The following is a 21,580-nucleotide window of genomic DNA, read 5'->3' on the forward strand; positions in this document are numbered from 1 at the left end:
TCAGCTTCCCTTGCGAAGCTCCTTCTTGGCGAGGACGTGCGACGCCAGCCAGCCGAGGATGGCCACAACGAGACCGATGACCAGGGCGATCAGCAACCGCTCGTGGCGGGCCAGCGCCTGGCCGACGATGCGCTCCGCGCCCAGCCCGAAGACATAACCGACAGTGCAGAACAGTGCCGCCCAGACTACCGACGAGATGGCGTTGAGGATGACGAAGCGCGCTGCGGCGATGCCCGACAGCCCGGCTGCGATACCACCGACCAGGCGCAGGCCATAGATGTAGCGGTTCGACAGCACGAAAATGTTGGGATGAGAGGTGACAAGGCGGTAGGCGTGGCTGAACCCTGGCCGGGCTCGGAGTCCGATCACGAATTTATGGTCGGCGAAGCTCCGTCCCAGGATGAAAAAGAACGTGTCGCCACCGAAGGCGCCGAGCGCCGCCGCGAGGAAGGCCTGCCACGGGACGAAGACATGCTGATGCGCAAAGAAACCGCCAAGGATGGCGGCGCTTTCGCCCTCGGCGACGCAGCCCAGAAAAACCGCGACCAGCCCATATTGCTCAATGAGACGATGAATGGCTTCCGTCATGAAGACGTCCGCTGCTTCGACAGAATCTCGTCGATGCGCTTCACCTGCTCGGCCAGCCGGGCGATCTCGTCTCGCATGCCGATGATCTGGCTGTGGCGCAGTTCGTCGAGCTTTTCATGCAACGCCATGATCTCGATCTCGGCCTTGAGATTAACCTCATAGTCGTGGGCGGCGTCGATACGATCGCGCTCGGTCTGGCGGTTCTGCGCCATCATGATCACTGGCGCCTGCAGGGCAGCAACCATGGAAAGCACGAGATTGAGGAAGATGAAAGGATAGGGATCGAAGGCGGCGCGCGACAAGAGCCAGACATTGCCTGCCGTCCACAGGATCAGGAAGCCAATGAATGTCAGGATGAAGGACCACGAACCGCCGATCCGGGCGATGGTGTCAGCCAGGCGGTCGCCAAACGTCTGGTGAAAGGCGACGGCCTTGTTGGTGTCCTTGGAGATCGTGGTGCGCTCGAGCGTTGATTGCAGCACCCGGCTTTCGAGCGCGCTGAGGCCGTCCGGCTTTCGCTTCAGCCAGCGGTTTGCCAGGTCCTCGATCGTTTTGTTCATCGTCGCCTCCGTCGTCAGCGATAGAGGTAGAAGCTGCCGGTTCATACGGGAAGTGGTAGATTGACGCGATGGGGTCAGGAAACAATGGTGGATTTTCAGAAGATTCGCGCCCGTGCGGCGAAACGCAAAGGCGGTGAGGCAGCGCTGACGTCGCTGCTGGGCCCTACGCCCGACAATGCCGCGCTGGCAAAGATTGCGGATGACCGGATCCTGTCGACCATGGCCGAACGGGTCTTTGCCGCCGGCTTCGTCTGGCGCGTCATCGAGCAGAAATGGCCAGGTTTCGAGGAAGCATTTCTTGGCTTCGAGCCGAAGCGGCTGCTGTTCCAGCCTGACGATTTCTGGCACGATCTCACCGCCGACAAGCGCATCGTGCGCAATCCGCAGAAGATCAAGTCGGTACGCGACAACGCAGCCTTCGTCGAGCGCGTGTCGAAGGAGCATGGCAGCTTCGGCAAGTTCCTCGCCGACTGGCCGGCCGGCGATCAGGTCGGGCTGATGGCTTATCTCGGCAAGCACGGGAGCCGGCTCGGCGGCAATACCGGCCAGTATTTTCTGCGCTGGCTGGAGTGGGACGCCTTCATCGTCTCGGCCGACATGGCGGCAGCGCTGCGCGACGCCGGGCTCGACATCGCGCAGAGCCCGACATCGAAGAAGGACCTAGACAAGATCCAGGTGCAGATCAACGCCTGGGCGGCGGAGACCGAGCTGCCGCGCCGACACATTTCGCGCATTCTGGCAATGTCGATCGGCGAGAACCATCCGCCGGAGGCGCTACGCGAATATATGGGCGAATAGGACCGATTGTTTGGTCCAAACGAACGCCATTGCCCGACGAATTTTGCCGCGCTAAACCCACAGGCATGATCGACAAGACCGCTCCAGACATATTGCGCATCGCCGTCGCCCAGCTCAATCCGACGGTCGGCGACGTCGCCGGCAATCTTGCCAAGGCGCGCGAGGCGAGGGCGGATGCCGCCCGCCAGGGCGCCGATCTCGTGCTGTTCACCGAGCTTTTCCTGGCCGGCTATCCGCCTGAGGATCTGGTGCTGAAGCCCGCCTTCCTGAAGGCCTGCGAGCGGGCTGCCGAGGACTTCGCCGGCGATACCGCCGATGGCGGCCCGGGCGTCATCATCGGCACGCCGCTGAAGCGCAAGACCGGCACGCACAATTCGATCATCTTTGCCGATGGCGGCAAGATCCTTGCCGAACGCTACAAGCTCGATCTGCCGAATTACGGTGAGTTCGACGAGAAGCGCGTCTTCCAGGCCGGACCCGAGATCCAAGGGCCGGTCAATTTCCGCGGCGTGCGGGTGGGAGTGCCGGTCTGTGAAGATATCTGGGGCGAGATTGCCGTCTGCGAGACGCTGGCCGAAAGCGGCGCGGAAATCCTGCTGGTCCCGAACGGCTCGCCCTATTACCGCGGCAAGGTCGACGTCCGCCACCAGATCGTCATCCGCCAGGTCATCGAATGCGGACTGCCGATTATCTATGCCAACCAGCTTGGCGGCCAGGACGAGCTGATCTTCGACGGCGCGTCGTTTGCCATAGGCTCTGACAAGACGCTGGCCTTCCAGATGAGCCAGTTCGAGGAGACGGTCAACGTCACCACCTGGAAGCGAAAGAATGACGTCTGGGTCTGCTCTGACGGACCGATGTCGAAAATCCCGGAGAAGGAGGAGGCCGACTATCGCGCCTGCATGTTGGGCCTGCGCGACTACGTCAACAAGAACGGCTTCAAGAATGTCGTGCTCGGCCTTTCCGGCGGCATCGATTCGGCGATCTGCGCGGCACTTGCCGTCGATGCGCTCGGCGAGGAACGGCTGCGCGCCGTGATGATGCCTTACCGCTACACTTCGACGGACTCGCTCAAGGACGCCGAGGACTGCGCCCGCGCGCTCGGCTGCCGCTACGATATCGTGCCGATCTTCGAGCCGGTCGAGGGCTTCCTGCACACACTGACGCAGCTTTTCGAGGGCACCAAGGAAGGCATCACCGAGGAAAACCTGCAGAGCCGGGCCCGTGGCACCATCCTGATGGCGATTTCCAACAAGTTCGGCTCGATGGTGGTCACTACCGGCAACAAGAGCGAGATGTCGGTAGGCTACGCCACGCTCTATGGCGACATGAATGGCGGCTTCAACCCGATAAAGGACCTCTACAAGATGCAGGTCTATGCGTTGTCGCGCTGGCGCAACAAGCATGTGCCGCCGGGCGCGCTAGGCCCGTCCGGCGAGGTGATCCCGAACAATATCATCGACAAGGCGCCCTCGGCGGAACTGCGCGAGAACCAGACCGACCAGGATTCGCTGCCGCCCTATCCAGTGCTCGACGACATATTGGAGTGTCTGGTCGAGAACGAGATGGGTGTCGACGAGATCGTTGCGCGCGGCCATGACCGGGCGACGGTGACGCGCGTCGAGCACCTGCTTTACGTCGCCGAATACAAGCGCCGGCAGGCAGCGCCCGGCGTGAAGATCACCAGGAAGAATTTTGGCCGCGACCGCCGCTATCCTATTACCAACCGGTTCAGGGATGGCGGGTAGGCGATTGGCTGCATAACGGTTTAGCCATGGCCAACTTTGAAATCAGCTTCGACCTGTCGCAGATCGACTTCCGGGCGACGTCCGACATTTTGAAGGAGAGCTATTGGGGCAGCGGCCGCAGCGATGAACTGCACCGCCGCGCCTTTGCCAACTCACTGTGCGTCGGCGCCTATGTCGGCGGCAATCAGGTCGGCTTTGGCCGGGCGATCACCGACCGTACGGTATTTGCCTATCTCGCCGACATCATTGTCTGGCCCGGGTATCGCGGGCAAGGCATCGGGACCCGGCTTGTCCAGGCGCTTATCGACCACCCGGATTGCAAGACTGTCACCCACTGGAGCCTGTCTACCAACGATGCCCACGCGGTCTACGAGAAGCTCGGCTTCAGGCCTTCCACCGACGGCCGCTATATGCGCTTCGACCGTATCCCGGCAACCTGAACAGAGGCAGCGCACAACCCGCGATTGTTGCAAAATCGTCTCACTGGTTGGACCAGATGCGCTTTCGACCATCTACTGACTTGGCGCGGCGTTGAGGCGTCTCTATAAACGTCTTTCCGCGATCCCCTAGGGGAGGACCGAAATGCCAGGATTTGACATCGTTATGCGAGGCCGCGAAGCCTAGGTCCCAATCGGTGAGCCCGAAGGTTCTTACCTTTGCGGCGAAGCCGAGCTGAGAACAGGCGTTCGTCGATGCCGGTCGCCGCCCGTATTCGGGCGAGCCGCCAAATGTGCCGAACCTCCGCTTTCCTTGGGTGCTAATTCGCCCGACGCGGTTTTTTCAATTTCGACCTTTCCGGGATCGGGCTCGTTTGCGCCCGAATGACATCATGGCTCGTTTTCGAATAGATTTGCGCGCGGGCGCCTTTCGCAGCGTTCTTGGTTTTACGCTCAGTCATTGGCGGCGCCAGCCGTGGCGGCTTTCGCTGATCATGGCCACATTCCTGCTGTCGACCCTGGCCGACGTGCTGACGCCGCTCTATTCCGGCCGGCTGGTCGACGCCGTTGCCAGCAGTGCCACTGCCGACGATGTCGCATGGAATGCCGCGACGGCTGCCTTTTCGATGCTGGTGGCCCTGGCGCTCACCGGTGTCGTGCTGCGCAATCTCGCCTTCATGGCCATCGTCGAACTGACCCTGAAGATGATGGCCGACATCGCCGCCGATGCCTTCCACCGCGTCCAGCGCTTCTCCACCGACTGGCACGCAAACAGCTTCGCCGGATCGACGGTGCGCAAGATAACGCGCGGCATGTGGGCGCTCGACCTGCTCAACGACACGATCCTGATCGCGCTGCTGCCGTCGGTCGTCATGCTTGTCGGCTCGACGCTGTTGCTCGGCTGGTTCTGGCCGCTGATGGGCGCGGTCGTCGCGACGGGCTCGGTGCTGTTCATCGGCGTAACGACGATGCTGTCGCTCGGCTATGTCGCCCCCGCGGCAAGGCTTGCCAATGCGTGGGATACGCGGCTTGGCGGCTCGCTGGCCGATGCGGTGAGCTGCAACGCCGTGGTCAAGGGTTTTGGCGCTGAGGAGCGCGAGGAGACACGGCTTGCCGACGTCGTCGCCAAATGGCGCGCACGCACGCGGCGCACCTGGGTGCGCGGCACCGTCAACGGCACCACGCAAGGCACGATGCTGCTGCTTTTGAGGGCAGCGGTCATCGGCTTTTCCTTGCTTTTGTGGTCGTGGGGGCAGGCGAGCGCCGGCGACGTCGCCTTCGTGCTGACCTCATTCTTCGTGCTGCAAGGCTATCTGCGTGACATCGGCACGCATATCCGCAATCTGCAGCGCTCGATCAATGACATGGAGGAACTGGTCGACTTCCAGTCCGAACCACTCGGCATCGAGGATCGGCCCGGAGCCAAGCTGATCCGGATCACCGATGGCCGTATCACCTTCGACAATGTCACGTTCCACTACGGTAGCCACCGCTTGCCGCTTTATCGGGACTTTTCGGTGGATATCGCTCCGGGCGAGCGGGTCGGGCTGGTTGGCCATTCGGGCTCCGGCAAGACCACGTTCGTCAAGCTGATCCAGCGCCTCTATGACGTGACTGCGGGCAATATCCTGATCGACGGCCAGGATATTGCCAATGTCGCGCAGGCGTCGCTGCGCGCACAGATCGCGATTGTCCAGCAGGAGCCGATCCTGTTCCACCGGTCGCTGGCTGAAAACATCGCCTATGCCCGGCCGAGCGCCACGCAGGCCGAGATCGAGCACGCGGCGCGCTTGGCCAGCGCGCATGACTTCATCGCCGATTTGCCGAAAGGCTATGGCACGTTGGTCGGCGAGCGTGGCGTAAAGCTGTCGGGCGGCGAGCGTCAGCGTGTTGCAATCGCACGCGCCTTCCTCGCCGATGCGCGCATCCTCATCCTGGACGAGGCAACGTCGAGCCTCGATTCGGAATCGGAGGTGCTGATCCAGCAGGCGATGGAGCGCTTGATGGTCGGCCGCACGACGCTGGTCATCGCCCACCGGCTGTCGACCGTGCGCGCGCTGGACAGGCTTCTGGTGTTCGATCGCGGCCGCATTGTCGAGGAGGGATCGCATGACCAACTGATCCGGCTGCAAGGCGGCATCTACCGCCGGCTGTTCGAACGTCAGGCGCTTGAGCTGACCAAAGGCCTGGTGATCTGACGGTTACGGCGCGGCGCGTCTTAATGGACGCGCGGCGCTGCCGTCTTTTCTTCGTCTTCGTCATGTTCTATGTCTGCCGCAGAGCGCGGGGGCGCGTCTTGTCAACAGCAAAACCATCCGGTACGCCCCGCTCATGACAGTTACCGTCCGTTTCGCCCCGTCACCGACCGGCCGCATCCATATCGGCAATGCGCGCACCGCTTTGTTCAACTGGCTGTTCGCCATCAAGAACAAGGGCCGCTTCATCCAGCGCTTCGACGATACCGACGTTGCCCGTTCGACGCAGGAATTTTCCGACGCCATCCTTTATGATCTGCATTGGCTGGGCATCTTCCCCGATGCCACGGAGTATCAGTCGCGGCGGGTCGAAATCTATGATGCCGCACTGGAAAGGCTGAAGGAGGCCCGCCTCGTCTATGCCTGCTATGAGACGCCTGAAGAGCTCGACCTGAGGCGCAAGGTGCGCCGCACGCGTGGCCTGCCGCCAGTCTATGGCCGCGAGGCGCTGACGCTGGCACCCGAGCAGGTCGCGGAATATGAGGCCGATGGCCGGCGGCCGCACTGGCGCTTTCTGCTGCCCAACTTCAGCAGCGATCCGCTGCAGCCGGAGCGCACCGAAATCCACTGGAACGACCTGGTGCGCGGCGAGGAGACCGTCGACCTCGCCTCGCTTTCAGATCCCGTTCTGCGGCGCGAGGACGGCACCTATCTCTACACACTGCCTTCGGTGATCGACGACATCGACATGGGCGTCAGCCATGTCATTCGTGGCGACGACCACGTCACCAATACCGGCGTCCAGATAGCCCTGTTCCGGGCGCTCAGCGCCGAGCCGCCGGTGTTCGGCCACCACAATCTTCTGACAACAGCATCAGGCGAGGGGCTTTCCAAGCGCACCGGCGCGCTGTCCATACAGAGCCTGCGTGAGAGCGGCATAGAGCCAATGGCGGTCGCTTCGCTGGCGGTACTCGTCGGTACCTCGGAAAACGTCGTGGCGGTGCCGACGATGGCTGAACTTGCCGAGCGCTTCGATCCGGCGGCAACATCGAAATCCGCCGCCAAATTCGATCCGGACGAGCTCTTCGTGCTCAACCGCACGCTGCTGCACCACATGCCCTTTTCCGAGGCGCGCGACCGGCTGATCGTGCTCGGCATCTCTGGCGAACAGGCCGAGCCTTTCTGGCTGGCGGTGCGCGGCAATCTCGACAGGCTGGCCGATGCGGCGATCTGGTGGCGCACACTTCGCGACGGTCCAGAGGAGCCGGCGGAGTTTTCCGACGATGACCGCGACTTTCTTCGCCAGGCGTTCGAACTGCTGCCGGAGGAGCCTTGGAACGGCACCGTCTGGAAAGACTGGACCGGCAAAATCCGAGCGGCGAGCGGCCGTAAGGGCAAGGCGCTGTTCATGCCGCTGAGGCTGGCGCTTACGGGACAGCCTTCGGGTCCGGAGCTTGCAGATCTGTTGCCGCTGCTGGGTCGGGAAGGAACGTTGGCCCGACGACCCTGACCTTGCGCTGTTCGGGCGGCGGCAGGGACGTCAGCGAAGGCACGGGTTTGACGGCAAGGCGTCTGATCGCCTCACGGTCGAGGCCGCCTTCCGCGTTGGCCAAGGTCTCCGGGTCGGCGCCCGGATCAGGCCTGGCAACCGGCACCGGAATGAACGGAGTGGTCTCCACGTTCGCTTCGGATCGTTCCGGGCTGGGCGGGTTGCCGGCGATGATTTCGAAATTCTGCGCGGCATTGCAGCCGCATGCCGGCGGCCGTGGCATGTCGGACTGCTTGTAGAGGTAGGCCGTCGGCAGTTCGATATAAGGCCTGCCGGTCACCGAAGACGTCATGGACGCCGAATCGCTGTTCATGCCGCGCGTGTAGAAAACCTGCATCTCGGTGCCGGGGCAGCTCGATTCGCAATTCTTCTGGTCGCGCTCGAAATCGCCGAGCGAGGCAGCATTCGACATCGGGAAGAAATAACCGTCGCAGGTCCGCACACACATGGTGCGGAATTCTCCTCGCGGCTGGCCCATGTCGGCGTTGTTGAGCAGGGTGCGGATGTTGCCCGGCTGACTTAGCTCTTCAGCCTGGCTGGGCTCTTCACGCTGGTCGGGCGCATCGGATTCACTGCCCAAAAGCTGCTCGAGCAGGTTTCCGTTGCCGTTTTCATCGCTGGCTTCGCGAACCGGTGCGGGCTTTGATGGCGCCGCTTCGTCGCGGCAGCCATTGGCGTCAAGCGAGGTCAATATGCGCGCGCGATCGCGTCGCGAACCACCGCTGTCAAGCTCAGCGCGCTTGGCCTGCAAGTCGTCGAGATTGGCAGCCATGCGATCGATGGTGGCGTCGAGTGCCGCGCATACGTTGGCGTTGCGGCGAGACAGCGAAAAGCCGCAGCCGGCGCTGCTGGATTGGCTGACGGCCTTTGAAATCTGCTGGCGCTGCCGGGCGATCGCGTCGTCATATTTCCTGAGCAAGGCCGGTTTGCCGCCGCCACCACGAGAAGCGGCAGCAAGATCGGCTTCAAGCTGGCGGCAGAGGCGGGAGGCGGCCTGCGCCTGAGTGACGGCGATGTCGCACAGTAGCAGGGCACCGAGCAGCGCGGCGGCCCGCGTCAGCTTCCAACGTGCGCCCGTCATCGCTCCGGAACTCCGCCTGTCTGCCGTTCTGAAAGCTACCGCGCTTGCGGTTAAGCGTTTGTTTAGCATATCGCTGATTCCGGCTTCAGCCCAAATCGGCGATGGCTTGCGCCTTGTGCGCGGCTTCGACCACAACCAGCGCGTCATATCGACCACGCCGCACGGCATACTCGGACATTGTCAGGACCGCGACACCCTGGCGTTGCACGAAAAAGGCGTATTCGCCCAGAAGAATGCCTGGATCCAGCAATGCCCGGAGGCTTGGCATGACCGCGATTACCCGTCGAGCCGCAGTGCAATTTGGTCTTTTGTGCCTGGCGATGCCGGTTGCCATGGCGCAGGAAAAGCCCATCACGCCGGATTGGGGCACCAAATTGGTCGAAGCCGCCCGTGAGCAGATCGGCGTCACCACGCTCTACGATCCGACCTATACACGCCTGGCCTATCCGGGCGGGGACGTTGAGCCCGAGCGGGGTGTGTGCACGGATGTCGTGATCCGTGCCTATCGCCGCGCCTTCGATCTCGATCTGCAAGAATTGGTGCATGAGGATATGCGGGCCAATTTTGCCGCCTATCCGAAGGCTTGGGGCCTGAAAGCGCCCGACCGCAACATCGACCACCGCCGTGTGCCCAATCTTGCGGTCTATTTTGAGCGGCGCGGTGCTGCCTTGCCCGTCAGCCAAGACCCCGCCGACTATCGGCCTGGGGATCTCGTCGCCCAGATGCTGCCCGGCAATCTGTCGCATATTGCCATCGTGTCGTCCAATCGCTCCACTGTGGTGCCGACAAGAGGGCTGGTCATTCACAATATCGGTGGCGGCGCCAGGGAAGAGGACACTTTGTTTGCCTTCAGGCAGACAGGGCATTTCCGGTTCGGGCCAATCTGAGAAAGCCCACGGCTAGCCCAGATCGACGATGGCTTGCGCCTTATGCGCGGCTTCGACCACGGCCAGTGCCGTCATATTGACGACGCCGCGCGAGGTGACCGACGGCGTCAATATGTGCGCCGGGCTGTCGGTGCCGAGCAGGATCGGGCCGACATGCAGCGCGTCCATCATCGTGCGCAGCGCGGTCAGCGTGATGTTCGCCGAATCGAGATTGGGGAACACCAGCAGATTGGCTTCGCCCTTCAGCCGCGAATGCGGATAGACGCGCTGGCGCAGCTGCTCCGATAGCGCCGAGTCGGCATGCATCTCGCCGTCGCATTGCAGGTCGGGCGCGATGCGCGCCAAGATCGCCGCCGCCTGCCGCATCTTCATGGCGCTTGGCGAATCGCGGGAGCCAAAATCCGAATGCGACAGCAGCGCTGCCTTGGGCTCGATGCCGAAACGCTGAATCTCCTCGGCCGCCAAAACGGTCATCTCAGCAATCTCCTCGGCGGTCGGATCGACGGAGACATGGGTGTCGGTGAGGAAAATGATGCCGCGCTGCGAAATCAGCATGGAAAGCGTCGACAGGTCGCGATCCTTGATGCCGGCGCGCGGCCCGATGATCAGCGTCACGTTGCGCAAATGACGCTCGAAACGGCCCTCAAGGCCGCAGACCATGGCGTCGGCGTCGCCGCGCTTCAGGGCAAGGGCGGCGATCACCGTATTGTCGGTGCGCACCATGGTGCGCGCCGCTTCCGTCGTCACCCCACGCCGGCCGGCAAGCTCGATCAAAAGGTCGACATAGTGGCGGTAACGCGGATCGTCTTCCGGGTTGATCAAGCCGAAATCGACGCCCGGCTTGATGCGCAGCCCGTAGCGCTTCAGCCGCACCTCGATGACATGCGGGCGGCCGATCAGGATCGGTTCGGCAATGCCTTCCTCGAGCACGACTTGCGCGGCGCGAAGTACGCGCTCGTCCTCGCCATCGGCATAGATGACGCGCTTGGCGCTCGACGTCTTGGCCATCGAGAATACCGGCTTCATGACCAGGCCGGAGCGGAAGACGAAGCGGTTCAGCTTGTCGACATAGGCGGCGAAATCGGTGATCGGCCGGGTCGCGACGCCGCTCTCGCAGGCTGCCTTGGCGACGGCAGGGGCAATGCGCAGGATCAGTCGCGGGTCGAAAGGTGAGGGGATCAGGAACTCCGGGCCGAAGATCGGCGTCTCGCCGGAATAGGCGCGCGCGGCAACGTCGGACGGCTCTTCGCGGGCAAGCGCTGCAATCGCTCGCACCGCGGCCATCTTCATCTCTTCGTTGATGGCGCTTGCGCCGCAATCCAGCGCGCCACGGAAGATGTAAGGAAAACAGAGTACGTTATTGACTTGATTGGGGAAATCGGAGCGGCCCGTGCAGATCATCGCGTCGGGCCGTGCTGCCCGTGCCGCTTCCGGCATGATCTCGGGATTGGGGTTGGCCAGCGCCAGGATCAGCGGCTTGGGCGCCATGTGGTGAAGCAATTCCGGCTTCAGCACGCCGGCGGCAGACAGGCCGAGAAACACGTCGGCGCCGGGCAGAACGTCGGCCAGCGTGCGCGCTTCGGTATCCTTCACATAAGGATCTTTCCAGCGGTCCATCTCCTCGACGCGGCCCTTATGGGCGACGCCGAACCGGTCGGTGACCCAGATGTTTTCGACCCGCGCGCCGAGCGAGACCAGAAGGTTGAGGCACGCAAGCGCCGCAGCACCTGCCCCCGACGTGACGATCTTGATGTCGGAGATGGACTTGCCGGCGAATTCCAGCCCATTGAGCACGGCGGCGGCGACGATGATGGCGGTGCCGTGCTGATCGTCATGGAAGACCGGTATGCCCATGCGCGCTTTCAACTGCTCCTCGACCTCGAAGCACTCGGGCGCCTTGATGTCCTCAAGGTTGATGCCGCCGAAGGTCGGTTCCAGCGCCGAGATCGTCTCGACCATGCGCTCGATGCCCGGTGCATCGATCTCGATGTCGAAGACATCGATGCCGGCGAACTTCTTGAACAGCACCGCCTTGCCTTCCATCACCGGCTTGGAGGCGAGCGGTCCGATATTGCCGAGGCCCAGCACCGCCGAACCGTTGGTGACGACGCCAACAAGATTGGCGCGGGCTGTATAGTCTGCGGCAGTTGCCGGATCGTCGCGGATTTCAAGGCAGGGGGCGGCGACCCCGGGCGAATAGGCAAGCGCCAGGTCGCGCTGATTGCCGAGCGGCTTCGTCGCCTGGATTTCAAGCTTTCCGGGCCGGGGGTGCTTGTGGAAGTAGAGCGCTGCTTCGTCCAGGTCGGATCGCGCCGCCTTCTTGCTTTCGCCTGTCATGACGGCCGCCTCCCTGCGATCCTGCCTTGAAGCCTTTTAACATGCAGAATTGGTTTTTCACGATGCCAAATGACGCAACCGCCATTTTGCCTTGCGAAACGAGTAAAATCGATTTGTTTCAGTTAGTTGTGCTAAAATCCTGCCGCGCTATTCAGGTCTTTTCCTCTCCGCTGTTCAGAACGCGCTGACGTAGAGGCCGCCGTCGACCGGTATGTTCTGTCCGGTCAGGTAACCGGCGTGAACCGAGCACAGGAAGGCGCAGATCTGGCCGAATTCCTCCGGCGTGCCGAGTCGCTTGGCCGGAACGTTGGCCGCGGCCTTGGCTTTGCGCGCGGCGGCGGCGGCCGGGTCTTCGGGTGTGCCGGCCTCATGCGGGCCGCGCAGCCGGTCGGTATCGAGTTTTCCCGGCAGCATGTTGTTGATCGTCACATTGCGGTCGATCACCGTCCGCGCGACGCCTGCCAGGAACGACGTGAGGCCAGCGCGGGCTCCGGACGACAGGTCGAGGCCGGGGATAGGAACATAGACCGACAGCGAGGTGATGTTGACGATGCGGCCGAAGCCGCGCGCCGCCATGCCGTCGATCACGGCCTGAACCAGCTCGACAGGGGTCACCATGTTCTGGGTGACGCCTTCGAGGATCTTTTCCCGATCGAGCGCACGGAAATCGCGAAGCGGCGGACCGCCATTGTTGTTGACGAGGATGTCGGGATCGGGGCAGGCGGCAAGCAGCGCCTTCTGGACGTCGGGTTTGGATACGTCGCCGACGATCTCGGTCACGCTGACGCCGAATTTCTCGCGCAGTTCGGCGGCGGTTTTGGCCAGCACGTCGGCGTTGCGGCCGTTGACGACCAGATCGCAGCCTGCCTCTGCCAGCGCCATGGCGCAACCGCGTCCCAGCCCCTTGCTCGAGGCGCAGACGATGGCCTTCTTGCCGCGAATGCCGAGATCCATGGTGATTTTCTCCTCTGATTGCCGCGGCAACCTACCCGTATGGCTGGACCAATCGCAACCGTCATACGGTTGTTGCATGAATCGGGGCATAGCCTCACGCGAAAGCAACGGTGACAAATGATGTCTGGCGCAGAGCCCCGCACTTTCCGCAGCATGTTCATCTCCGACGTCCATCTCGGATCGAAGGCGGCGAAGGCCGAGTTCCTGATCGATTTCCTGCGCCATCACGATGCCGATATCATCTATCTCGTCGGCGATATCGTCGACGGCTGGCGCTTGAGACGGAGCTGGCACTGGCCGCAGAGCCACAATGACGTGGTCCAGAAATTGCTGCGCAAGGCGCGCAAGGGCGCCAGCATCACCTACATCGCCGGCAACCATGACGAGTTCGCGCGGCAGTTTCAAGGTGTGCATTTCGGCGGCATTGTCGTCGCCGATCGCGCCGTCCACGAGACCGCCGATGGCAAACGCCTTCTTGTCATCCATGGCGACCAGTTCGACACCGTCGTCCACAATGCGCGCTGGCTGGCCTATCTAGGCGACTATGCCTATGACGCGGCGATGCTGGTCAATCGCGTCATCACGCGCCTGCGCCAAGTGCTCGGCCTGCCTTACTGGTCGTTCTCGTCCTGGGCCAAGGTCAAGGTCAAGAAGGCGGTGAATTTCATCGGCTCGTTCCAGACCGTGCTGAGCGAGGAGGCGCGCCGCTCGCATGTCGACGGCGTGATCTGCGGGCACATCCACCATGCGGCGATCGAAAGCTACGAGGACGTGCAGTACATCAACACCGGCGATTGGGTGGAGAGCTGCACGGCGGTGGTCGAGCATTTTGACGGCCGGATGGAGATACTGCATTGGGCGCATGTCCTGCCGGAGACTCCGGTCGGCAGCGAGGTGCTCGTGCCGATCGACATCAAGGGCAGGGCAGTCCAGGCGGCTTGACCAAACCCGGCCTCACCTCGCTTTAATCGGTTAGTCCAGCGGTTTCATCCACTTTTTCGCCGTGTTATGCAGCGGCTGGTGTGGTGGGCCGACCCGGCTGAATGCCGTGCCGACGGATCGCCTGTTAATGTCCTCGCTGCCGCCGCTTTCGCCCGAACAGCTCGTCAAGCCACGCCATTTCGAACTGCGCATGAGCTTGATCTTCTTCACGCTCTTCGTTCCGCTCGGAACGCATGTGCCCTATTTCCCGCTGTGGCTGCAGGCGAAGGGGTTCCATGCCGAGCAGATAGCCGTGATCCTCGCTGCGCCGATGTTCCTGCGCGTGGCGACGACGCCTTTTCTTACCGCTCTGGCAGACAAAGCGAGCGACCGCGCCAATGTCTATGTCGCGCTGGTCGCCGCATCGCTGATCCTGTCGGCCGGTTACTTCCTGCCGCCGACCTACGCAATGGTACTTGCCGTGTCATTGGCGCTGACGGTCGTCTGGACGCCGCATTCGCCGATTGCCGATTCGCTCGCCCTTTCAGGTGTTCGCCGCTTCGGCTCGAACTACGCCGGCATGCGCAAATGGGGCTCGATCTCCTATCTCTGCGCCAATCTCGCCGGCGGTTTCATCCTGTCGGCGAGCGGTGCCCAGGCTGTCCCAGTGATCATCTTCGTGTCGTTATGCGCCGCGCTAGCCGCCGGACTGATTGCGCCGCGCCTCGGCCGTCCGCGCCGCGCCTCGCCGCTTTCAGCCGCCGACATCCAGCAATCGGCACCGAAACTCCTCAACCGGTACTTCCTCTACTTTTCGACCGGCGTCGGCATCATCACCGCCAGCCACGCATTTCTCTACGGCTTCGTGTCGATATACTGGAAGTCGATCGGCATCAGCGATTCGGTTGTCGGGCTGCTGTGGGGGTGGGGCGTCGTCGCCGAGATATGCATGTTCGTCGTCTTCACCCGGGCTTTCGCCTCCTTCTCGGTCGTCTCGATCATGCTGATTGCCGGGATAGGCGCGATCGTGCGCTGGATTGCCTTCCCCCTGATCTGGCCGCTCGGGCTTGGCGTTGGCGGGTTCTTCGCGATCCAGACACTGCACGCCGTCTCGGTGGCGCTGGTGCTGATCGGCCTGCAAAAGATGATCGGTGAGACAATCGCGGAAGAACGCACCGGGGCGGCGCAAGGCATCGCCTATTTCTCCAACGGCTTCTTCATGGCGGTGGCAACGCTGATTTCAGGTCCTCTTTACGATCGCTTCGGCGCGAATGGCTTCTTTGCGATGATCCCCATCGCCCTGACGGGCCTGGCGCTGATCGGGCTTGCCGCGCGTTCAGCCCCACAGCGCTGGCTCGGGCGGTGACACCAGCGAACCTTGGTAGACGAGACCTGGAACGCGGTCGCAGGCTAGCAGCAACGGACCGTCGAGATCGACGAAATCGGCATCCTGCGCCAACAGCACGGCCGGCGCCATCGCAAGCGATGTGCCGACCATGCAGCCGACCATGACGCCAAGACCCAGTTCGCGGGCGCGGTCGCGAAGCACGAGTGCTGCGGTCAGGCCACCCGATTTGTCGAGCTTGATGTTGATGGCGTCGTAGAGGCCGACAAGCGCGTCGAGGTCCTTCGCCTCGTGCACGCTTTCGTCGGCGCAGATCGGCACCGGATGCGCGATGTGGCGAAGAATACCGTCATGTCCCGCCCGCAGCGGCTGTTCGATCAAGGCGATACCGTGCTCGGCGGCAAAGGCGAGGTTTGCGACGATATTGTCGTCATTCCAGCCCTCATTGGCGTCGAGAATGATTCGGCTGTCGGGTGCCGCCGCCGTCACTGCACGGATGCGGGCGATGTCGTTGTCGCCGCCGATCTTGACCTTGAGCAGCGGGCGCTGGGCGTTGGCGCGGGCTTGCGCCGCCATCGCCTCGGGCTCGGCGAGCGACAGTGTGTACGCCGTCTCAAGCGCCCGTAACGGAACGGTTCGTATCATATGCGCCACCGGTGTTCCGCTGATCTTCGATTCCAGGTCCCAGAGCGCGCAATCGATGGCATTGCGTGCCGCACCCGCAGGCATGGCACCGAGCAGGGCGGTGCGGCTGATGCCGCCCGCGATCTCACCGCGCATCGCCTCGATCGCGTCGCGCACATCCTCCACGGTCTCGCCATAGCGCTTGTAAGGGACACATTCGCCGCGCCCGGTATGGCCGTCTTCGCTGATGGCGCAGGAAATCACCTCAGCCTCGGTCTTCGAGCCGCGCGAAATGGTGAAGGTCCCGGCAATAGGAAAGCGCTCGGCCTCGACCGAAATGACACGCGCCATATTTTTCTGCTCCGGCTGTGCAACAAGGAGGATATCGGCAAATCGACAGGTCGGCCCCGTCAGGCTAAACAGGACGCCATGTTGACCATCCGCAAACGCGACGCAAGCGGCCCTGCCAAGGAGCCCGACCACCAGCCGCGCATCGCGATCGGCGAGGAGGGCGGCGTTCTCGGCTGCGCTTTCTCGGGAAGCTGGACGACACGCACCGTGGGGCTGGTCGATGCCGAGATGCGCAAGATCGAGCAGCGCAGCGGCTTCAAGACGCTGGCGCTCGACCTCTCACAAATCGAGAAGATGGACACTGCCGGAGCATGGCTGATCGACCGCCTGGTCAGCAGCTTCGAAAAGAAGGGCGTCGAGATCACGATGCAGGGGCAGAGCGAGATCGCCTCGATCCTGCTTGGCGCCGTCGGGGACGCCGTTCGACGCGAGCCCGAATCAGGTCCGGCAAAGCCGCCCAACTTCATCATTCGCGGGCTCGAGGCGGTTGGCCGGCGCGTTTATGAGATGCGCGACGATTTCCTGGCCGCAATGAACATCCTCGGCGCCACGATACGCGGCTCGCAGATGAAGCTTGGCCGCGGCCATGCCGTCAACATGGCGGCGATCTTCAACCAGATCGATCGCATGGGCGTTGGCGCCATACCGGTGGTTGTGCTGATGTCGGCCATTGTCGGTGCGATCGTCGCCCAGCAAGGCGCCTATCAGCTCAGCTATTTCGGCGCCGATATCTTCGTCGTCGACCTGGTCGGCGTGCTGATCCTGCGCGAGCTCGGCGTGCTGATGACGGCGATCATGATCGCCGGCCGCTCCGGTAGCGCGATCACCGCCGAGATCGGCTCGATGAAGATGCGCGAGGAGGTCGATGCGCTGAAAGTGATCGGCCTCAATCCAATCGGCGTGCTGGTGTTTCCGCGGCTGGTCGCGCTGGTCGTCGCGCTACCTTGCCTGACGATCATCGCCAACTTTGCCGCGCTGGGCGGCGGCATTTTGGCTGCATGGCTCTACTCCGATATTGCACCGGCAGCGTTCATTGACCGGCTGCGTGTCGCAATCGACCTCAGCACCATCTTTGCCGGCCTGATCAAGGCGCCTTTCATGGCCATGATCATCGGCATAATTGCCTCGGTCGAGGGCATGAAGGTTGGCGGCAGCGCCGAATCGCTTGGCCAGCATGTGACCGCCTCAGTGGTGAAGTCGATCTTCGTGGTCATTATCCTCGATGGGCTTTTCGCCATGTTCTATGCAGCGATCGAGTTCTGACATGGCGCTGCCGGGCACAAACACGACCAAGGTGGCGGAGAAAGCCAAAGAGGACGAGATCGTGCTGTCGGCGCACGACGTCACGGTGTCGTTCGCCGACCAAGTCGTTCTCGACAAATTGTCGCTCGACATCTGGCGCGGGGAGATTCTCGGCTTCGTCGGTGCCTCCGGTGCCGGCAAATCTGTTCTCTTGCGCACCATCCTTGGCCTGACGCGCAAGCAATCGGGAACAATCAAACTGTTCGGCGTCGACGTCGAGAAGGCAAGCGAAAGGGAGCGCCTTCGCATCGACATGCGGCTTGGCGTGCTGTTCCAGCACGGCGCGCTTTTTTCGGCGCTGACCGTCCTCGAAAACGTCCAGGTGCCGATGCGCGAATATCTCGATTTGCCGAAGAAGCTGATGGACGAACTGGCCATGCTCAAGGTCGAGCTGGTCGGACTGCCGCCGGACGCGGCGCAGAAATTCCCTTCCGAGCTTTCCGGCGGCATGATCAAGCGTGCTGCGCTGGCGCGCGCTCTGGCGCTCGACCCGGATATCGTCTTCCTCGACGAACCGACTTCCGGCCTTGACCCGATCAGCGCGGCTGAGTTCGACGAATTGGTCGTCAAGCTGCGCGATACGATGGATTTGACCGTGTATATGGTCACGCATGATCTCGACACGCTGTTTACCGCGTGCGACCGCGTGGCGGTGCTTGGCAAAAAGAAAGTGCTGGTCGAGGGCACGATCGACGACATGCTCAGGAGCGAGGAACCCTGGGTAAAATCCTATTTCCGCGGAAAACGCGCCCGGCAACTTGATCTTGCGGCGCGCGCATAGCCATAAGTGAGCAATGGAAACCAGGGCCAACTACGTCATTGTCGGCATTTTCACGCTGGCCGCCATCCTCGCGGCTTTCGCTTTCGTCTATTGGACGGCGGCGATCGGCGACAAGGGTGAGACGACCATATTGCGCGTGCGCATTCCAGGGTCGGCTTCGGGACTCGGCCGTGGCAGCTTCGTACTGTTCAACGGCGTCAAGGTCGGCGACGTGCGCCGTGTCTATATCGACGTCGACAATCCGACCGCTGCCATCGCCGACACCGAAATAGACCGCAATACGCCGATCACCAAGTCGACGCAGGCCGATATCGGGCTTGCCGGCCTCACCGGGCAGGCCAATATCGAGCTCAAGGGCGCCGACCCCAAGGAGCCAAAACTCCTCGACGAGGCGGAAAAGGAAGGCCGTGTCGCTGAGATCGTTGCCAACCCGTCGGCGGTCACCAATCTGCTGCAGACGGCGCAGAACATCTTCACCCGCGCCGACAAGGTCCTTTCGGAGCTCGAAGGCTTCACCAAGGACGTTCGCGGGCCGCTGACGCAGACGGTCAACAATGTCCAGACCTTCTCCGATGCACTGGCCAGGAATTCGGACGGGGTCGACAAGTTCCTGGCCAGCGTCAGCTCGCTGGCGGACGAATTGAAGGGTGTTTCGGGCAAGCTCGACGGCACTCTGAAGGCGGCGGAAGGGCTACTCAACGCCGTCGACAAGGACCAGATCAAGAGCATCGTCGCCAATGTCGACACGGTCACTTCCAACCTCAAGGAAACCAGCAAGCAGTTCGACACGGTCATCAAGAACGTCGACACTGCGGTCGGCTCGATCAACGACTTCGCCCAGAAGACGCAAGGCACGCTGGCCAAGGTCGACGGCGTTCTCGACGGCATCGATCCGGCTGAGGTTCGCACCGCGCTGGCCAACATCCAGAAGGCCAGCGAAAACGCCAACGAGGCTGCCGCCGACATCGCCAAGGTGACCAACAAGTTCGCCAACCGAGCCGACGACATCGATGAAACCATCAAAGACGCGCACCAGCTCGCAGGACGCCTCAACGATGCCTCGGTGCGAGTCGACGGTATTCTTGCCAAGGTCGACAAACTGCTCGGCTCCGGCCAGGCCGACGGCGTCATGGCCGACGCGAGAGCGACGCTGAAATCGTTCAAGCAGGTCGCCGACACGCTGAACGCCCGTCTCGGTACCATCACCGACAATCTGGCGCGATTCTCGGGACAGGGGCTGCAAAACGTCGAAGCGCTGGTCCAGGACAGCCGTCGTTCGATCACCCGCATCGAGGAGGCGGTAACCGATCTGAGCCGCAACCCGCAGCGGATCCTGTCCGGCGGCGAGGGCGAGGTCCGGCAGTTCGACGGCAGGGTGCGCCGTTGACTTCGGCCTCCGCCCACAGCAAGAACATAGCTTGCAGATACGCGTTGTTTCCACGATCCGGGGGGGATCGCGTTTGAAGTCGATCAGTTCAGGCAGCATCAGATCGAGTGGGTTGAAGAGCGGGGCGGTGTTGCTGGCGCTTGCGCTTGCAAGCTGCGCGGCCTTGCCTGGCGGCGGACCGGCACCGCTGGACACGTTCGAGCTTTCGGCGCCGTCGCTGGAAGCGCGTGCCCACAGCCGTCGCCAGATCCTCATCGCCCAGCCGTCGGCGCTCAAGGCGCTGGACAGCCAGAACATCGTCATCAAGCCATCGCCGCGATCGATCCAGTATCTCAAGGGCGCGCAATGGGCCGACCGGCTGCCGATGATCGTACAAGCGCGGCTGGCAGAGACGTTCCAGCGCTCGGGCAGCTTCACCGGCGTCGGTAAGCCGGGCGAGGGGCTGGCAATCGACTATCAGGTGATCGTCGAGATCCGCTCGTTCGAGGTGCGTGTCGATGGCGGCCAACATGCCGAGGTCGAGCTGTTCGTGCGCCTGTTGAACGACCGCAACGGCGAAGTGCGCGCTTCGAAGACGTTTAGCGCCATCGCGCCCGTTTCGGGCAGCGGCAACCAGGCCTATGTCGGCGCGCTCGACGCGGCGTTCGGTGATGCGGCCGGGCAAATCGTCCGCTGGACGGACACTGTGATCTGACGCGGCCGGAACTGCCGGGCGCAGCTAGGATCAAACTCAATCATCTGACTGCCCCAATGGCCGAGATGGGTGGTAGGTTGCCGTTCGGCTCATCTGCCAGGACGAGCACGTTGCGCCAAAGAAGGCGAAGGCGTTGTGCGTCGGCTAGCGAGCTTCGTAACAGTTGCTCAACCGGACACGACAAGTGCCGACGGTCCAATTGATCGCTGATGGTAATCCGTCCTGGCCTTGCTAAAATTTAACGTCCCCGACGTCGCCAAATCGGGGAATTGCGACCAGTTGACGACGCGGGAGGTCGACGGACAAACCACGAACAGACCACCGGGAGGAAGCAATGTTTCGGACACTAATTCATCTTGCATTCTTGACAGCGTCAATTGTTGCCCTGCCATCTTACGCGGCCATGGCCGACGACACACAGATTGCGCGCGGCGAATATCTGGCTACGATTGCCGGCTGCAGCGACTGCCACACACCCGGTTACTTCTTCGGGAAGCCCGACATGTCGCGCTTTCTTGGCGGTTCAGATGTGGGCTTCGAGATTCCTGGTCTTGGTGTCTTTGTCGCCCGCAATATCACGCCTGACAAGGAGACCGGTATCGGAAGCTGGACCCCGGAGCAGATCGTCACCGCGATCCAGACCGGCGAACGGCCGGACGGCCGTATGCTGGCGCCGATCATGCCTTGGCGCGATTTTGCGCATCTCACCGCGGATGACGCCATGGCTATCGCGGCATTCCTCCAAAGTGTGAAGCCGGTCAGCCATCAGGTTCCCGGCCCGTTCAAACCCGGGGAAACGGTGTCGGCTTTCATGATGCGGATTATGCCGCCGGGGGAAGCCGCAGCCGCTGCAACGAAGTAGGGCGGCTTTGATCGGAACGAGATTTTTCTCGCCGAATAGTGGGTGAATGTACCGCCTTGGAGATAGTGAGGCCCGATATCGGAACGGCAAAAATGGGTCGAATTCGGTCGTTCAGAGTGTTTGGTTTTTGACCCTAGAGCATTCTGCCCAATGGTGTTAGTTGGCACCGCAGAAATGCG

20 protein-coding genes are annotated in these 21,580 nt (G+C 62.5%); 13 read left to right on the plus strand and 7 right to left on the minus strand.

Features of this window, described 5'->3' with window-relative positions:
- Both NKH89_RS01715 and NKH89_RS01720 read right to left on the minus strand, forming a co-directional pair.
- Positions 1-588, minus strand: a complete 588-nt coding sequence (locus NKH89_RS01715; protein WP_023720087.1) for a DedA family protein — start codon at positions 586-588, stop codon at positions 1-3.
- Positions 585-1,148 (minus strand): DUF1003 domain-containing protein, encoded by a 564-nt coding sequence (locus NKH89_RS01720; protein ID WP_023720086.1) that lies wholly within the window; start codon positions 1,146-1,148, stop codon positions 585-587. The genes NKH89_RS01715 and NKH89_RS01720 overlap by 4 nt, the downstream gene beginning before the upstream one ends.
- Before the next feature lie 84 nt (positions 1,149-1,232).
- On the opposite strand from NKH89_RS01720, the gene NKH89_RS01725 reads away from it, so the two are divergent.
- The 5 genes from NKH89_RS01725 to gltX all read left to right on the plus strand — a co-directional run bounded on the left by NKH89_RS01725 (position 1,233) and on the right by gltX (position 7,836).
- A complete protein-coding gene (locus NKH89_RS01725; protein WP_023720085.1) occupies positions 1,233-1,946 on the plus strand; it encodes a DNA-3-methyladenine glycosylase I in 714 nt (237 codons plus the stop codon).
- 65 nt (positions 1,947-2,011) lie between these two features.
- Entirely contained in the window at positions 2,012-3,694 is a 1,683-nt protein-coding gene (locus NKH89_RS01730) for an NAD+ synthase (protein WP_352908351.1), read from the plus strand.
- Positions 3,695-3,720: 26 nt separating this feature from the next.
- A complete protein-coding gene (locus NKH89_RS01735; protein ID WP_023720083.1) occupies positions 3,721-4,134 on the plus strand; it encodes a GNAT family N-acetyltransferase in 414 nt (137 codons plus the stop codon).
- Positions 4,135-4,523: 389 nt separating this feature from the next.
- Complete coding sequence (locus NKH89_RS01740; protein ID WP_352855385.1) at positions 4,524-6,329, plus strand: ABC transporter ATP-binding protein; 1,806 nt, start codon at positions 4,524-4,526, stop codon at positions 6,327-6,329.
- Positions 6,330-6,462: 133 nt separating this feature from the next.
- The gene (gene gltX / locus NKH89_RS01745; RefSeq protein WP_352482218.1) at positions 6,463-7,836 is read left to right on the plus strand and encodes a glutamate--tRNA ligase; all 1,374 of its coding nucleotides are present in this window, start codon (positions 6,463-6,465) and stop codon (positions 7,834-7,836) included.
- Here the strand turns inward: gltX and NKH89_RS01750 are convergent.
- Complete coding sequence (locus tag NKH89_RS01750) at positions 7,754-8,956, minus strand: DUF2865 domain-containing protein (protein ID WP_023720080.1); 1,203 nt, start codon at positions 8,954-8,956, stop codon at positions 7,754-7,756. The genes gltX and NKH89_RS01750 overlap by 83 nt on opposite strands.
- 85 nt (positions 8,957-9,041) lie before the next feature.
- The gene (locus NKH89_RS01755) at positions 9,042-9,224 is read right to left on the minus strand and encodes a hypothetical protein (RefSeq protein WP_023720079.1); all 183 of its coding nucleotides are present in this window, start codon (positions 9,222-9,224) and stop codon (positions 9,042-9,044) included.
- Between NKH89_RS01755 and NKH89_RS01760 the strand changes: the two genes are divergently transcribed.
- The gene (locus tag NKH89_RS01760) at positions 9,223-9,843 is read left to right on the plus strand and encodes a DUF1287 domain-containing protein (protein WP_051409694.1); all 621 of its coding nucleotides are present in this window, start codon (positions 9,223-9,225) and stop codon (positions 9,841-9,843) included. The two genes, NKH89_RS01755 and NKH89_RS01760, sit on opposite strands and share 2 nt — an antisense overlap.
- Before the next feature lie 12 nt (positions 9,844-9,855).
- Here the strand turns inward: NKH89_RS01760 and NKH89_RS01765 are convergent, their stop codons facing one another.
- Together NKH89_RS01765 and NKH89_RS01770 are read right to left on the minus strand one after the other, a co-directional pair.
- Positions 9,856-12,180 (minus strand): NADP-dependent malic enzyme, encoded by a 2,325-nt coding sequence (locus tag NKH89_RS01765; RefSeq protein WP_352482220.1) that lies wholly within the window; start codon positions 12,178-12,180, stop codon positions 9,856-9,858.
- A 174-nt stretch (positions 12,181-12,354) separates the two neighbouring features.
- Positions 12,355-13,134 carry an SDR family oxidoreductase gene (locus tag NKH89_RS01770; RefSeq protein ID WP_023720073.1) on the minus strand — a complete coding sequence of 260 codons (780 nt, stop codon included), beginning with the start codon at positions 13,132-13,134 and terminating at the stop codon, positions 12,355-12,357.
- A gap of 153 nt (positions 13,135-13,287) precedes the next feature.
- Between NKH89_RS01770 and NKH89_RS01775 the strand changes: the two genes are divergently transcribed.
- On the plus strand, positions 13,288-14,076 hold the full coding sequence (locus tag NKH89_RS01775) for a UDP-2,3-diacylglucosamine diphosphatase (protein ID WP_502896861.1): 789 nt from the start codon (positions 13,288-13,290) through the stop codon (positions 14,074-14,076).
- A 127-nt stretch (positions 14,077-14,203) separates the two neighbouring features.
- The gene (locus tag NKH89_RS01780; protein ID WP_352494568.1) at positions 14,204-15,421 is read left to right on the plus strand and encodes an MFS transporter; all 1,218 of its coding nucleotides are present in this window, start codon (positions 14,204-14,206) and stop codon (positions 15,419-15,421) included.
- Here the strand turns inward: NKH89_RS01780 and dgcA are convergent.
- Positions 15,392-16,375, minus strand: a complete 984-nt coding sequence (gene dgcA / locus NKH89_RS01785; protein WP_352855384.1) for an N-acetyl-D-Glu racemase DgcA — start codon at positions 16,373-16,375, stop codon at positions 15,392-15,394. The genes NKH89_RS01780 and dgcA overlap by 30 nt on opposite strands.
- Positions 16,376-16,453: 78 nt before the next feature.
- Here dgcA and NKH89_RS01790 point away from each other — a divergent pair, with 78 nt between their 5' ends.
- From NKH89_RS01790 to NKH89_RS01810, 5 genes are all read left to right on the plus strand, one after another.
- Complete coding sequence (locus tag NKH89_RS01790; protein ID WP_352814518.1) at positions 16,454-17,638, plus strand: ABC transporter permease; 1,185 nt, start codon at positions 16,454-16,456, stop codon at positions 17,636-17,638.
- Position 17,639: 1 nt separating this feature from the next.
- Entirely contained in the window at positions 17,640-18,458 is an 819-nt protein-coding gene (locus tag NKH89_RS01795) for an ABC transporter ATP-binding protein (RefSeq protein WP_023720068.1), read from the plus strand.
- Between the two features lie 13 nt (positions 18,459-18,471).
- Positions 18,472-19,845 carry an MlaD family protein gene (locus NKH89_RS01800; RefSeq protein WP_023720067.1) on the plus strand — a complete coding sequence of 458 codons (1,374 nt, stop codon included), beginning with the start codon at positions 18,472-18,474 and terminating at the stop codon, positions 19,843-19,845.
- A gap of 73 nt (positions 19,846-19,918) precedes the next feature.
- Positions 19,919-20,539, plus strand: a complete 621-nt coding sequence (locus NKH89_RS01805; protein WP_502896293.1) for an ABC-type transport auxiliary lipoprotein family protein — start codon at positions 19,919-19,921, stop codon at positions 20,537-20,539.
- Positions 20,540-20,873: 334 nt separating this feature from the next.
- Positions 20,874-21,401, plus strand: coding sequence for a c-type cytochrome (locus NKH89_RS01810; RefSeq protein WP_502895844.1), 528 nt, complete (start codon positions 20,874-20,876; stop codon positions 21,399-21,401).
- The last annotated feature ends 179 nt before the right edge of the window (positions 21,402-21,580 follow it).

Source organism: Mesorhizobium sp. M0923 (genome assembly GCF_040319365.1).
Lineage (GTDB): Bacteria > Pseudomonadota > Alphaproteobacteria > Rhizobiales > Rhizobiaceae > Mesorhizobium.